The sequence below is a fragment of the Streptomyces alanosinicus genome, assembly GCF_014650595.1.
In the GTDB taxonomy this organism is placed as follows: Bacteria; Actinomycetota; Actinomycetes; order Streptomycetales; family Streptomycetaceae; genus Streptomyces; species Streptomyces alanosinicus.
Map to the genome: position 1 here is coordinate 22,089 of NZ_BMVG01000027.1, position 13,603 is coordinate 35,691.

11 protein-coding genes and 1 pseudogene are annotated in these 13,603 nt (G+C 71.6%); 9 read left to right on the top strand and 3 right to left on the bottom strand.

Annotation, left to right across the window (positions count from 1 at the left end):
* Positions 1 to 3: 3 nt before the first annotated feature.
* On the bottom strand, positions 4 to 2,271 hold the full coding sequence (glgX, locus tag IE277_RS34210) for a glycogen debranching protein GlgX (RefSeq protein ID WP_189957625.1): 2,268 nt from the start codon (positions 2,269 to 2,271) through the stop codon (positions 4 to 6).
* 294 nt (positions 2,272 to 2,565) lie between these two features.
* Here glgX and IE277_RS34215 point away from each other — a divergent pair, with 294 nt between their 5' ends.
* From IE277_RS34215 to IE277_RS34255, 9 genes and pseudogenes are all read left to right on the top strand, one after another.
* Positions 2,566 to 3,789: a L,D-transpeptidase gene (locus IE277_RS34215; RefSeq protein ID WP_229882167.1), complete on the top strand. Its 1,224-nt coding sequence runs from the start codon at positions 2,566 to 2,568 to the stop codon at positions 3,787 to 3,789.
* A gap of 246 nt (positions 3,790 to 4,035) precedes the next feature.
* Positions 4,036 to 5,271 (top strand): L,D-transpeptidase, encoded by a 1,236-nt coding sequence (locus IE277_RS34220; protein WP_373310952.1) that lies wholly within the window; start codon positions 4,036 to 4,038, stop codon positions 5,269 to 5,271.
* Between the two features lie 263 nt (positions 5,272 to 5,534).
* The gene (locus IE277_RS34225; RefSeq protein ID WP_189957628.1) at positions 5,535 to 6,302 is read left to right on the top strand and encodes an enoyl-CoA hydratase/isomerase family protein; all 768 of its coding nucleotides are present in this window, start codon (positions 5,535 to 5,537) and stop codon (positions 6,300 to 6,302) included.
* A 298-nt stretch (positions 6,303 to 6,600) separates the two neighbouring features.
* On the top strand, positions 6,601 to 7,104 hold the full coding sequence (locus tag IE277_RS34230; protein WP_189957629.1) for an ATP-binding protein: 504 nt from the start codon (positions 6,601 to 6,603) through the stop codon (positions 7,102 to 7,104).
* 113 nt (positions 7,105 to 7,217) lie between these two features.
* A complete protein-coding gene (locus IE277_RS34235; RefSeq protein WP_189957630.1) occupies positions 7,218 to 8,036 on the top strand; it encodes a polysaccharide deacetylase family protein in 819 nt (272 codons plus the stop codon).
* On the top strand, positions 8,036 to 9,223 hold the full coding sequence (locus tag IE277_RS34240) for a YVTN family beta-propeller repeat protein (protein ID WP_189957631.1): 1,188 nt from the start codon (positions 8,036 to 8,038) through the stop codon (positions 9,221 to 9,223). Before IE277_RS34235 ends, IE277_RS34240 begins: the two co-directional genes overlap by 1 nt.
* 93 nt (positions 9,224 to 9,316) lie before the next feature.
* The gene (locus tag IE277_RS34245) at positions 9,317 to 9,922 is read left to right on the top strand and encodes an ADP-ribosyltransferase (RefSeq protein ID WP_189957632.1); all 606 of its coding nucleotides are present in this window, start codon (positions 9,317 to 9,319) and stop codon (positions 9,920 to 9,922) included.
* A 71-nt stretch (positions 9,923 to 9,993) separates the two neighbouring features.
* Positions 9,994 to 10,708: pseudogene (locus IE277_RS34250) on the top strand (helix-turn-helix domain-containing protein); the annotation flags it as partial.
* A gap of 132 nt (positions 10,709 to 10,840) precedes the next feature.
* Positions 10,841 to 11,053, top strand: coding sequence for an EF-hand domain-containing protein (locus tag IE277_RS34255; protein WP_189957634.1), 213 nt, complete (start codon positions 10,841 to 10,843; stop codon positions 11,051 to 11,053).
* A gap of 38 nt (positions 11,054 to 11,091) precedes the next feature.
* Here IE277_RS34255 and IE277_RS34260 read toward each other — a convergent pair whose 3' ends face one another.
* On the bottom strand, positions 11,092 to 11,877 hold the full coding sequence (locus IE277_RS34260) for an ABC transporter ATP-binding protein (RefSeq protein ID WP_189957635.1): 786 nt from the start codon (positions 11,875 to 11,877) through the stop codon (positions 11,092 to 11,094).
* Positions 11,874 to 13,553, bottom strand: a complete 1,680-nt coding sequence (locus tag IE277_RS34265) for a 2-isopropylmalate synthase (RefSeq protein ID WP_189957636.1) — start codon at positions 13,551 to 13,553, stop codon at positions 11,874 to 11,876. The genes IE277_RS34260 and IE277_RS34265 overlap by 4 nt, the downstream gene beginning before the upstream one ends.
* Between the last annotated feature and the right edge of the window lie 50 nt (positions 13,554 to 13,603).

Sequence of the window (13,603 nt, forward strand, 5' to 3'; positions counted from 1 at the left end):
CCGTCACACAGGGGCCACCCGCAGCAACAGCACCGCCCGCTGCGGAACCGTCAGCTCCGTTCCCGCCGCGTGCACCGTGCCCGGCGCCTCGGCCTGGTCCTCGCGGGAGGTGTCCACGACCACCTCGTACCGTTCGGCCCACGGCGGACCCGGCAGGGCGAAGGTCGTCGGGGCGTCGCCCGCGTGCAGTACGGCGAGAAAGCTGTCGTCCTCGACCGGCGCACCCCGCTCGTCACGGCCCGGGATGTCCCGCCCGGAGAGATACATGCCGAGCATGGCCGCCGGGGCGTACCAGTCGGCCTCGGTCATCTCCGTGCCCCGCGCCGTGAACCAGGCCAGGTCGCGCAGTCCGTCCGCCGAGTGCGCGCGGCCGGAGAAGAAGGCGCGGCGGTGCAGCACCGGGTGCCGGTGGCGCAGTGCGATCAGCCGGCAGGTCAGCTCGAACAGCGGGCGCCAGGCCGGGTCGTCCAGCAGCGACCAGTCCACCCAGCTGACCTCGTTGTCCTGGCAGTAGGCGTTGTTGTTGCCGCGCTGGGTGCGGCCCAGTTCGTCGCCGGCCACCAGCATCGGCACACCGGTGGACAGCAGCAGGGTCGTCAGCAGGTTCCGCAGCTGGCGGCGGCGCAGCGACCGTACTGCCTCCTCGTCCGTCTCGCCCTCCGCCCCGCAGTTCCAGGAGCGGTTGTCGTCGGTGCCGTCGCGGTTGTCCTCGCCGTTGGCCTCGTTGTGCTTGTGCTCGTACGACACCAGGTCGCGCAGGGTGAGACCGTCGTGCGCGGTGACGAAGTTGACCGAGGCGTACGGCCGCCGGCCGCCCCAGGCGTACAGGTCGCTGGACCCGGACAGCCGGTAGCCCATCTCGCGGACGTCGGGCAGAGCATGCCGCCAGAAGTCGCGGACCGTGTTGCGGTAGCGGTCGTTCCACTCCGTCCACAGCGGCGGGAAGGCGCCCACCTGGTAGCCGCCGGAGCCGATGTCCCAGGGCTCGGCGATCAGCTTGACGCGCCGCAGGACCGGGTCCTGGGCGATGACGGCCAGGAAGGGGGAGAGCATGTCGACGTCGTGCATCGAGCGGGCCAGCGCCGCCGCGAGGTCGAAGCGGAAGCCGTCGACGCCCATCTCCGTCACCCAGTAGCGCAGCGAGTCGGTGATCAGCCGCAGCACCTGGGGCTGGACGACGTGCAGGGTGTTGCCGCAGCCGGTGTAGTCGGCGTACCGGCGGGCGTCGTCCTGGAGCCGGTAGTAGCCGCGGTTGTCGATGCCCTTCAGGGACAGCGTCGGGCCCAACTCGCCCGCTTCCGCCGTGTGGTTGTAGACCACGTCGAGGATCACCTCGATGTCGGCCGCGTGCAGTGCGCGCACCATCCGCTTGAACTCGCCGACCTGCTGTCCCGTCGTACCGGAGGCCGCGTAGGCGGCGTGCGGGGCGAAGTAGCCGATGGAGTTGTAGCCCCAGTAGTTGCGCAGGCCACGGCGCAGGAGATGGTCCTCGTGCGCGAACTGGTGGACGGGGAGCAGTTCGACGGCCGTCACGCCCAACCGCACCAGGTGCTCGATCGCCGCCGGATGCGCCAGACCGGCGTAGGTGCCGCGCAGCTCCTCGGGGATGCCGGGGTGCAGCCGGGTGAAGCCGCGCACATGCAGCTCGTAGATCACCGAGTCCGCCCACGGCGTCTTCGGCCGCCGGTCGTCGGACCAGTCGTCGTCATCGTGGACGACGACGCCCTTCGGGACGTACGGCGCCGAGTCCCGGTCGTCGCGCACGGTGTCGGCGACCGACTGCTCGGGCCAGTCCCGGACATGCCCGTACACCTCGGGCGGCAGCCGGCAGAAGTCGTTGCCCGCGGCGCCGTCCACCGCCCGCGCGTACGGGTCCAGCAGCAGCTTGGCCGGGTTCCAGCGGGCGCCGGTCCACGGGTCCCAGCGGCCGTCCACCCGATAGCCGTACCGCTGCCCCGGCATCACGCCCGGCACGAAGCCGTGCCAGATCTCGTGCGTCAGCTCGGTCAGCGCGAGCTGTGTCTCCCGGCCCCGCTCGTCGAACAGACACACCCGGACCGCCTCCGCACCGGCCGCCCACAGCGCGAAGTTGGTGCCCGCGACCCCGTCCGGACCGACCCGGAACCGGGCCCCGAGCGGGGTCGGCGCGCCCGGCCACACGACCGGGACCGGCACCGCGGCGCGCCGGGCGCCGTTCACCACGGCCGGCTGCTGCCCGGTCCCGGCGGCCGGCTCCCCGGCCGGTGCCCGCTGCTCGGCTGCGCTCGTCACCTGTCGGCCCCTCTTTCAGTGGCTCGCCCCGGAGCGGCGCAGTCGGCCGTGCCGAAGGGCCGGGTGTGCCCCACGGCACCCCCCGGCCACCCGGTACGGCTGCGCCCCGGCAGGAGGGGGTGCCTTCCCGACCGGCGGCGGCCGTACTCGTCCCTTACGGCCGGCCGATCCAGAAGGCGCCCCCCTTCGGCGCGGGCGCGGCGGCTCCCCAGCATGTCGTCCTTCCCACTGTTCTGCCCAGTGCGTGCGTCGCACTCACGTTTCCCCGGAGCGGGCCCGGTCGTTGAGCCCGGCGTGAGGCACGTACAAGGACGCGCACGGCGCGCGGGAGCCGTGCTGGCCGCGGTCATGACATGGGCGGGCCTGCTCGCGGGCTGCTCCGCCGTCGGTTCCGGCCCGCTCGGCCTGGCCGGAGCACCGGGCACACCCCCGGCACCCGAGGACTACGTCCAGGTGACCCCCGTCGACGCCGCCAAGGCCGTCCGCCCAGGTCAGAGGCTACGGGTCCGGGTGTCCCGAGGGCGCCTGGAGAAGGTGGCCGTCGTCCGGTCGCAGGACGCCCAGGACACCACGGTGCACGGGCGGATCAGCGCCGACGGGCTGACCTGGCGGCCGGACGAGGACCGGCTGGCGCTCGCCGCCCGGTACACCGTCGACGCGGTGGCGCTCGCCCCGGACGGCCGCCGCTCGGCCCGGCACACCACCTTCACCACACTCGTCCCCGGCGAGCGGTTCGTCGGCTACGTCACCCCCGAGAACCGCGCCGTCGTCGGCACCGGCATGATCGTCTCGCTGGCCTTCAACCGGGAGATCACCGACCGCGCCGCCGTCGCCCGCGCCGTCCGGGTCAGCGCGCAGCCCCCGGTCGAGATCCGCCCGCACTGGTTCGGCGGGAACCGGCTGGACTTCCGCCCCGAGCAGTACTGGAAACCCGGCACCGAGGTCACCGTCGACCTGAACCTGCGGGACGTCCAGGGGGCGCCCGGTGTCTACGGCCTCCAGGACAAGACCTTCTCCTTCACCGTCGGCCGCAGCCAGGTCTCCCTGGTGGACGCGGCCCGGCACACCATGCAGGTACGCCGGGACGGCCGGCTGCTCGCCACCGTGCCGATCACCGCGGGCGCCCCGCAGAACCCCACGTACAACGGCAGGATGGTGGTGATGGACATGCTCGACGTCACCCGCATGAACAGCCACACGGTCGGCTTCGGCGGCGAGTACGACATCCCCGACGTCCCGCACGCCATGAAGCTCACCGACTCCGGCACCTTCCTGCACGGCAACTACTGGTCGCCGGACGCCCCCGGGCGCGTCAACGTCAGCCACGGCTGTGTGGGCCTCAGGGACGTCAGGGGCGGCGGCTCGGACACCCCCGCGGGCTGGTTCTTCGACCGCAGCCTCATCGGTGACGTCATCGAGGTCGTCCACAGCCACGAGAAGACCGTCGCCCCCGACAACGGACTCGGCGGCTGGAACATGACCTGGGCGCGGTGGACGGCGGACACCGGGGCGCAGTGACGGCGGGCAGCGCGGCGCAGTGACGGCGGGCAGCGCGGCCGCGTGACCAAGTCCCCGCATACCGGCACGCTTTCGGCCCGGGACGGGTAGACGTCCCAGGGGCGGGGTCCGGGGCGGGCGGGCCCGGCGCAAGTTGCGACGGAACGGTGACATTCACCTGACACCTCGCCCAGAACCAGACAGTTAATATGCGCGCACCAGTGTGGTGGGAGCGGGTCTGACCAGGCCCGGCGAGGGGAGAACGAGTTGAACGTACGGCCTGTATCGGGGGCGTCGGCGGCGGGGCGGCGAGGTCGTAAGGGACTGGCACTCATGGCCGGCACCCTGGTGCTGTCCCTTGCCGCGTGCGGCGGGGGCGGCGGCAAGAGTTCGGACGACGGCAAGGGCAAGGACGGCGGCGGCACTCAGCAGGCCGAACGGCAGTCCACCGCCGCCGTCACCATCGTGCCCAAGTCCGGTGCCACCGGCGTCGACACCAGCGGCGCGCTGAAGGTGGACGTCGCCAAGGGCAAGCTGACCGAAGTCACCGTCAAGGACGCCAAGGGCGCGACGGTCGACGGATCCATATCCGGCGGCGGCGCGTCCTGGACGCCGTCGGCCCATCTGGCCGCCGCCACCAAGTACACGGTCCACGCGGTCGCCAAGGACTCCGACGGCCGCGCGGCCGCCGAGGACTCCACCTTCACGACCCTGACCCCGAAGAACACCTTCCTCGGCGACTTCACCCCCGAGGACGGCTCCACCGTCGGGGTCGGCATGCCGTTCTCCGTCAACTTCACGCGGGGCATCACCGACCCGAAGGCCGTCGAGAAGGCCATCAAGATCACGACCAAGCCCGCCGTCGACGTCGAGGGCCACTGGTTCGGCAACGACCGCCTGGACTTCCGCCCGGAGAAGTACTGGAAGGAAGGCACCAAGGTCACCGTCGACCTCGACCTCGACGGGGTCGAGGGCCGCTCCGGTGTCTACGGCAAGCAGCGCAAGACCATCACCTTCACCATCGGCCGCAACCAGGTCTCCGTCGTGGACGCCAAGAAGCACACGATGAAGGTCACCCAGGACGGCAAGGTCATCAAGACCATCCCGGTCACCACCGGCAAGCCCGGCTACGAGACCTGGAACGGCCAGATGGTCATCAGCGAGCGGCTCAGCGTCACCCGGATGAACGGCGAGACCGTCGGCTACGGCGGCGAGTACGACATCAAGGACGTCCCGCACGCCATGCGCCTGACCACCTCCGGCACCTTCCTGCACGGCAACTACTGGGGCGGCGACGCCTTCGGCAACTACAACGCCAGCCACGGCTGCGTCGGCCTGAGCGACGTACGCGGCGGCTACGACAAGTCCACCCCGGCCGCCTGGATGTTCGACCACTCGATCCTCGGCGACGTGGTGATCGTGAAGAACGCCCACGACCAGACGGTGGCCCCGGACAACGGCCTCAACGGCTGGAACATGTCCTGGGCGGACTGGACGAAGTGACCTTTCCCTGACGTACGGGCCCGGTGCTGTGAGGTACGGCACCGGGCCCGTTCCCGTTCGCACCTGACCAGCCGCCGTTGATCCCCGTGCTGTGTCTGCCTGGGGGCAACCCCCGGACCCCCGGCCGAATGTGATCGACCGCACCGGACCAGCCGCCGTTAATCCCCGTGCTGTGTCTGCCTGGGGGACAACCCCCGGACCCCCGGCCGAATGTGATCGACCGCACCGGACCAGCCGCCGTTAATCCCCGTTAACCTGCCTCCATGACCGTCAATCTCGAAGTCGCCGAAGGTGTCGGAATCCTGCGTCTGGACCGGCCGCCGATGAACGCGCTGGACGTCGCCACCCAGGACCGGCTGAAGGAGCTGGCCGAGGAGGTCACGCGCCGTGACGATGTGCGCGCCGTGGTGATCTACGGCGGCGAGCGGGTGTTCGCGGCGGGCGCGGACATCAAGGAGATGCAGAACATGGACCACCCCGCGATGGTCCTGCGCGGGCGCGCTCTGCAGGACTCCTTCACGGCCGTGGCCCGTATCCCCAAGCCCGTCGTCGCCGCCATCACCGGCTACGCCCTCGGCGGCGGCTGCGAGCTGGCGCTGTGCGCCGACTACCGCATCGCCGCCGAGAACGCCAAGCTCGGCCAGCCCGAGATCCTGCTCGGCCTGATCCCGGGCGCCGGCGGCACCCAGCGGCTGCCCCGGCTGATCGGCCCCTCCAAGGCCAAGGACCTCATCTTCACCGGCCGTATGGTCAAGGCCGACGAGGCCCTCGCGATCGGCCTGGTGGACCGGGTCGTCCCGGCCGCCGAGGTCTACGAGCAGGCGCACGCCTGGGCCGCGAAGCTCGCGCAGGGCCCGGCGATCGCCCTGCGGGCGGCGAAGGAGTCGGTCGACAGCGGACTGGAGACCGACATCGACACCGGCCTCACCGTCGAACGCGGCTGGTTCGCGGGCCTGTTCGCCACCGAGGACCGCGAGCGCGGCATGCGCAGCTTCGTGGAGGAGGGCCCGGGCAAGGCCAAGTTCCTCTGACCGCCGGTGGCTGAACCTCCCCGTAACTCTCGTGGCACTCCTGGCAATTGACGCCTCGTCGCATCGGCGTCCCTCGATGGAGCGGTTTATGGGAGCCTTAAGGCACCCTGAAGTCCGTGCCGTCGAGGGAGCCTGACGATTGCCCGGAAGCGAGCCGTCCTCGCAGGTCAGTCAGGCCCTACCGGCCAGTGACATGACGTCGGCATATGCCGGTCGCGCGGCGTGGAACAGGGGCGTGCAGGGGGCGCATTCCTCCGGAACGGCCCCCAAGAGGCCTCCGGGCCGCCATCATGGGGGCATGGCGGGGCTGGAGGGCATCGAACAGCCGCGGGGACACAGCCGTGCGGCCGCGGCTCGCTGGTCGCCCGCGGTCGAGGACGAACAGGCGCTCAAGGCGCTCGAACTGTTCGGCAACCCGGCGGAGGCGGAGGTACCCCTGCCGTCCCGCCCGGAGTCCGCGGCCACCGCGCGCCGCCTCGCCCAGGTCGTCGTTCTGCGCACCTGGCGGCTGTCCCCCAAGCTCACCGAGGACGCGGTCTTACTCGTGTCCGAACTCGTCGGCAATGCCGTACGGCACACCGGTGCCCGGGTCTTCGGCCTGCGGATGCGCCGCCGTCCCGGCTGGATCCGGGTAGAGGTCCGTGACCCCTCGCGCGGGCTGCCCTGTCTGATGCCGGTTCAGGAGATGGACATCAGCGGCCGCGGCCTTTTCCTGGTGGACAAGCTGTCGGACCGCTGGGGCGTCGACCTGCTGCCGAGAGGCAAGACGACATGGTTCGAGATGCGGGTCGCCGACCGCTGAGCGCGTCGCAGGGGCGCGGAAGCCGCCCGGAGCGCTATCGCATTGGCCCGACGCGACCCGAAATCATCCCCCTTTCGGGGCAATCGGTGGTTTTCTTACCTATCGCCCCTTAAATGGTGCGGGTGACCACCACCAACCGACGCGAGGTGCTGCGCGCGGGCGCCGGGCTCGTCGCCGGCGGCGCGCTCGCCGCCGGTTGCGGCGCGGGCCAGGCCGCCCCGTCCCACGCTGCGGACTCCGCGCCCCCCTCCGCCTCTCCCTTCGGCCATCGCACCGCCGGCGCCTCCGCGTCCGGCGCCGGCACGGCCCCCGCCCCGCGCGCCTATCCCGGGCAGCCCGCCCAGATCACCCACGGCCCGCGCAGCCGCCCCGAGGTCGCCCTCACCTTCCACGGCCAGGGCGACCCCGGCATCGCCCACAAGCTGCTCGACACGGCGGAGAAACACGGCTCCCACCTCACCGTGCTCGCCGTCGGCACCTGGCTGGACGAACATCCTGACATCGCCCGCCGGATCCTCGACGGCGGCCATGACCTCGGCAACCACACCCAGCGGCACATCTCCGTCAACACCCTGGCCGAGGCGGACGCCCGCAAGGAGATCACCGACTGCGCGGACCGGCTGAAGCGGCTCACCGGCTCCATCGGCACCTGGTTCCGCCCCTCCCGCGCACCGACCGCCTCCCCGCTGGTCGCCCGGCTCGCCCGCGCCGTCGGCTACCCGCACGTGCTGTCGTACGACGTCGACTCGCTCGACTACACCCGGCCCGGCGCCGCCGCCGTCACCCGCAAGGTCCTCGCCGAAGTGCGCGGCGGATCGGTGGTGAGCCTGCACTTCGGGTACCCGGACACGGTCGCCGCGCTGCCCGATCTCCTCCACGAACTCGACCGGCGTGCACTGCGCGCGGTCACCACCACGGAGCTGCTGAGCTGATGCGAACCACGAAAGCCGCCCGCCTGCTGGCCGCGGGCGCCGCCCTCACCGCCCTGACGCTGCTGTCCGCGTGCAGTTCCGGCTCCCGGCGGCACGAGAACGAGGCCCTCGACAGCAAGGCCCCGGTGCGGCCGCGGGTCGACGCGCAGCGGGTGAACGTGCTGCCCGGGATGCCGCCGGTCGACAACCCCAAGGACCTCTACGCCGCCGACCGCCCGAACCGGCTCTCGCCGGTCGTCAGGGACTTCCCGTCCCGGGTGTACGTCCCCAACACCATCTCCGACACGGTCAGCGTCATCGACCCGCAGACCTACAAGGTCATCGACACCTTCCGGGTCGGCCGCCAGCCCCAGCACGTCGTGCCGTCCTGGGATCTGAAGACCCTCTGGGTCAACAACGACCTCGGCAACAGCCTCACCCCCATCGACCCGAGCACCGGCAAGGCCGGCAAGCCGGTCGCCGTGCACGACCCGTACAACCTGTACTTCACGCCCGACGGCAAGTACGCCGTCGTCATGGCCTCCATGGACCGTCAGCTGGTCTTCCGCGACGCGCACAGCATGAAGGTCGTCAAGGCCGTCCCGGTCCGCTGCTACGGCGTCAACCACGCCGACTTCTCCCCGGACGGCCGCTACTTCATCGTCTCCTGCGAGTTCAGCGGCGAACTCCTGAAGGTCGACACCGCGCGGATGACGGTCGTCGGCCAGCAGAAGCTGCCGTTCCGCGGCGCGATGCCGCAGGACGTCAAGATCTCCCCGGACGGCAAGCTGTTCTACATCGCCGACATGGTGGCCAACGGCATGTGGATCCTCGACGGCGACCGGTTCGGCCCGCCCCGGTTCCTGCCCACGGGCAAGGGCGCCCACGGCCTCTACATCAGCCGTGACTCCCGCCAGATGTACATCTCCAACCGGGGCGAGGGCACCATCTCCGTCTTCGACTTCACCGCGGACCGGCTCACCGAAAGGTGGCATCTGCCCCACGGCGGCAGTCCCGACATGGGCGGGGTCTCCGCCGACGGCAAGATCCTGTGGCTGTCCGGCCGTTACAACTCCGAGGTGTACGCCATCGACACGAAGACCGGAAAGCAGCTGGCCCGCATCAAGGTCGGCAGGGGCCCGCACGGTCTCGCGGTCTATCCGCAGCCGGGCCGCTACTCACTCGGCCACACGGGCATCTTCCGCTGAACCGAGCGCGGAACGGACCGAATCCAGCCGGACACGCCGCCGTTCGGGTGACAGTCCGCGTGCCGCCGCAGCGGAGTGGGGATCGTGCTGGGCATGATCTCAACTCGCCTGCGGCGGCAGTTCGTTGCCGCCGTCCTGTCCCTGGGCGCCGTCCTCGCCACGACGGCCGCCACCGCTCCCACGACCCGTGTCGCGGCGGCGTCCGCCAAGGCCGCACCGTCCTGCCCCCCGTTGGAGGACAAGCTCCGGGCCGCCGCCGACCGGAACGTGGACCTCGGCCGGATCACCCCGGAGCCCGCCTGGCGCACCACCTGCGGCACCCTGTGGCGCAATGACAACCGGGCGCCGGAGGCCATCTTCGAACAGGGCTTCTTCCCGCGGGACGTGGTCAACGGCCAGTACGACATCGAGAAGTACGTCCTGGTCAACCAGCCCTCGCCGTACGTCTCCACGACATACGACCACGACCTCTACAAGACCTGGAAGTCGAAGTACAACTACTACATCGACGCGCCCGGCGGCATCGACGTCAACAAGACCATCGGCGACACCCACAAATGGGCCGACCAGGTCGAGGTCGCCTTTCCCGGCGGCATCGCCCGGCAGTACATCGTCGGCGCCTGCCCGGTCGACAAGCCCACCAAGACCGAGATCCTCAGCGACTGCGTGAGCAACCCGTACTACCGTCCCTGGCACTGACACCTCAAGGAGCGGGCCGCCCGGGCCCGCTCCTTGAGTCTCCACCCGCTGGAAGGGGCAGACTCGCAGACATGACCGAAGACGGCACCGGACTGCTCACCATCGGCGCGCTGGCCCGCGCCACCGGACTGACCGTGCGCACCATCCGCTACTGGTCCGACGAGGACGTCCTCACCCCGGTGGCCCGCTCCACCGGCGGCTACCGGCTCTACGACACCGCCGCCGTCGCCCGTCTGGAGCTGATCCGCACCCTGCGCGAGCTGGGGCTCGGCCTGGACGAGGTACGCAAGGTGCTGGCCGGGGAGCGCACCGTCGCCGAGGTCGCGGCCCCCCATGTCGCGGCCCTGGACGCGCAGATCAGCGCGCTGAAGGTGACCCGCGCGGTGCTGTCGACGGTCGCCCGGCGAGGCTCGGACGCCGAGGAGGTGACCCTGCTGAACAAGCTGGCCCGGCTGCCCGCAGCGCAGCGGCAGCGGATCGTGGACCGCGTCGGCGTGCAGTTGCCGGACGACCCGCCCCCGGAGCAGGCCGACGTCTGGGCGGAGCTGGCGGAGCTGCTCCGGAACCCGGACTCCCGGGCCCTGCTGCGCCGGATGATCGAGTTCGACGCGGCCGACCGCACCCCGGACACCCCGGCCCGCGCCTCGGCCGGCGTTCTCCGGACGGCTGGTCGAGCCGGCCGTCGCCGCCCGGGGCCGCGGAGTGACCCCGCGCTCACCCGGGGCGGACACCGTGCCGACCGAACCGCTCGGCACGGACACCGACCGCCCGGTCGTACGGCGCCGTCGGCCTCGGTGACGAGGCCGCCCGCCACCGTGAGCCGGCGGCCGTGGCACTGAAGGCCTGGCCGGGCCGTTAATCTGACCAGCGTCAGTACGCCAGCACGGCAGCAGAAACACGACTAAAAGGGGCGGATCGGTGGCGGACATCGAGGAAGCACGCAAGCAGTTCGACCGGATCGACGCGAACGGCGACGGATTCATCACGGCCGCCGAGTTCAAGTCCGCTCTGGCCCAGGAGGGCGACTGGAACGTCACCGAGGCGGTGGCGGAGTCCATCATCAGGCAGCGCGACCTCAACGGCGACAAGGTCCTGTCGTTCGACGAGTTCTGGGCGTACCTGAACAAGTGACGTGCCGAGAGGGGCCCTCCGCGGGGAGGGCCCCTTCGTCATGCCCGCCGGATCCGCACGCTCCACCGGCCCTCGCGCCGCTCCAGGACGAGCGGCAGGCCGAAACACATGCCGACCCGGTCGCCGGTGAGGACCTGTGCGGCCCGCCCCTGCGCGATCACCCGGCCCTCCCGCAGCAGCACGGCGTGGGTGGTACCGGCCGGCAGCTCCTCCAGATGATGGGTGACGAGCACGGTCGCCAGCCGCGGACGCTCCGCCCGCAGCCCGTCCAGCGCCTCGATCAGCTGTTCCCGGCCGGGAAGATCCAGGCCGGTCGCGGGCTCGTCCAGGAGCAGCAGCCGGGGTTCGGGCATCAGGGCCCGCGCGATCAGTGTCCGGCCGCGCTGCCCCTGCGAGAGCGTCGGCCAGCGGGCCTCCCGCAGTGCCGCGAGCCCCAGCGTCCCGATCAGCGCCTTCGCCCGCTCCCGATGTTCCGGGGACGGCCGCCACCTCGGCACCGGCGCCACGGAGTTGGTGGCCCCGGTGAGCACCACCTCCCGTACGGTGAGCGGCGCGGTCAGCGGATGGCGCGGGTCGACGTGCCCGACAAGCGCCCGCAGCTCCCGCAGATCGACCCGGCCCAGCCGCCGTCCGAGCACCTCGACCGTGCCCCGCGTCGGATGCGCCACCGCCCCGAGCAGCCCCAGCAGACTGGATTTGCCCGCGCCGTTGGCGCCGAGCAGCGCCCAGTGCTCACCGGCCCGGACCGTCAGGGACACCTCCCGGAGGATGGGCCGCCCGTCCCGGACGAGATCGACACCCTCGGCCCGCAGCACCTCGCTCACCGGGCCGCCGCCCGGTTCACCGCGGACAGCACCGCGCGCACGGCGGCCGACGGACCCGTGCCCGCACCCCAGGCCGTGACGCCGTCGACCCGGCACTCGGCGAAGGCCGCCGTCCCGTCCTCCGAGAAGTCCAGGACGTCCACCGCGAATCCGGCACCCGCCAGGGCGTCGGCGAACGCGGTCAGCTGCCCCGCGCCCGTGCCCTCGAAGTCACCGACCCGGTCGCCGGCCTCCAGCGTGCAGACGAAGCGGTGCACGCCGGGCGGCTGTTCGTGCACGGACCAGGTGTGCAGTCGTACGGGCCCGTCCGCGAGGTAGGCCGCCCGGAACAGCTCGTACAGCTCCTTGGGTGTCGCCTCGCGCCCGCTGTCGTCCGTGGCCGTCTGGACGATCCGGGAGAAGCCGGGCCGCATGCGCGGCGGCAGGTCGATACCGTGGTGCGTGCGCAGCAGATACGCCACCCCGCCCTTGCCCGACTGGGAGTTGACGCGGATCACCGCCTCGTACGACCGTCCCACGTCCGCGGGATCGATCGGCAGATACGGCACCTCCCATGGCGCCTGCCGCTGCGACACTCCCAACTCGGCCGCGCGCCGGGCGTGTTGGGCGAGGCCCTTGCTGATCGCGTCCTGGTGGGTGCCGGAGAACGCCGTGTGCACCAGCTCGCCGGCGTACGGGTGGCGCGGATGCACAGGCAGCCTGTTGCAGTGCTCGACCGTCTCCCGTACGGCGTCCAGGTCGCCGAAGTCGACCATGGGATCGACCCCTTGGGCGAACAGGTTCAGGGCGAGGGTCACCAGGTCGACGTTGCCGGTGCGCTCGCCGTTGCCGAACAGGCAGCCCTCCACGCGCTGAGCGCCGGCCAGCACGGCCAGCTCGGCGCAGGCCACACCGGTGCCGCGGTCGTTGTGCGGGTGCACCGAGAGGATCACCGAGTCCCGGCGGGAGAGATTGCGGTGCAGGTACTCGACCTGGTCGGCGTAGACGTTCGGGGTGGCGATCTCCACGGTCGCCGGGAGATTGTGCGTGACCGGCCGGTCCGGGCTCGCGTCCCACAATTCGGTGAGCCCGTCGCACAGGTCCAGGACGAGGTCGGGCTCGGTCAGATTGAAGGTCTCCGGCGAGAACTGGAACCGGATGCCGGGCGCGTCCCCGGCCCGCCGCGCCATGCGCTCGGCCGCCTCCCGCACCGTCCGCCGCACCTCGGCCCGGCTCCGCCCGAGCACCACCTCCCGCCAGACCGGCGAGGTCGCGATGTACAGATGCACGACGGCCCGCGGCAGCCCCTCGACCGCCTCGAAGGTCCGGTCGATCAGATCGGCCCGGGCGGGGGTGAACACGACCGGAGTGACATCGTCGGGCACGGCCCCACAGGTCACCAGGTGCCGTACGAAGTCGAAGTCGGTGCGGCTCGCGGACGGGTAGCCGACCTCGATCTCCTTGAAGCCCACGCGCACCAGCAGATCGAAGAAGCGCCGCTTGCGGGGCGTGTCCATGGGTTCGGCCAGCGCCTGGTTGCCGTCGCGCAGATCGACGGGGACCCAGAGGGGCGCGTGCCCGATCCGGGCCGAGGGCCAACTCCGGCCGTCTGCGGGGACGTTCACCCGGTCCTGGTAGGGGCGGTAGCGGTGGTACGGCATGGGGCTGGGGTGCTGTGGGTTCCAGAGGGTCTTCATCGGCGGTCACTGCCTTCGGGCCGGGTGGGACGGTGACCGGCAGCACGGCG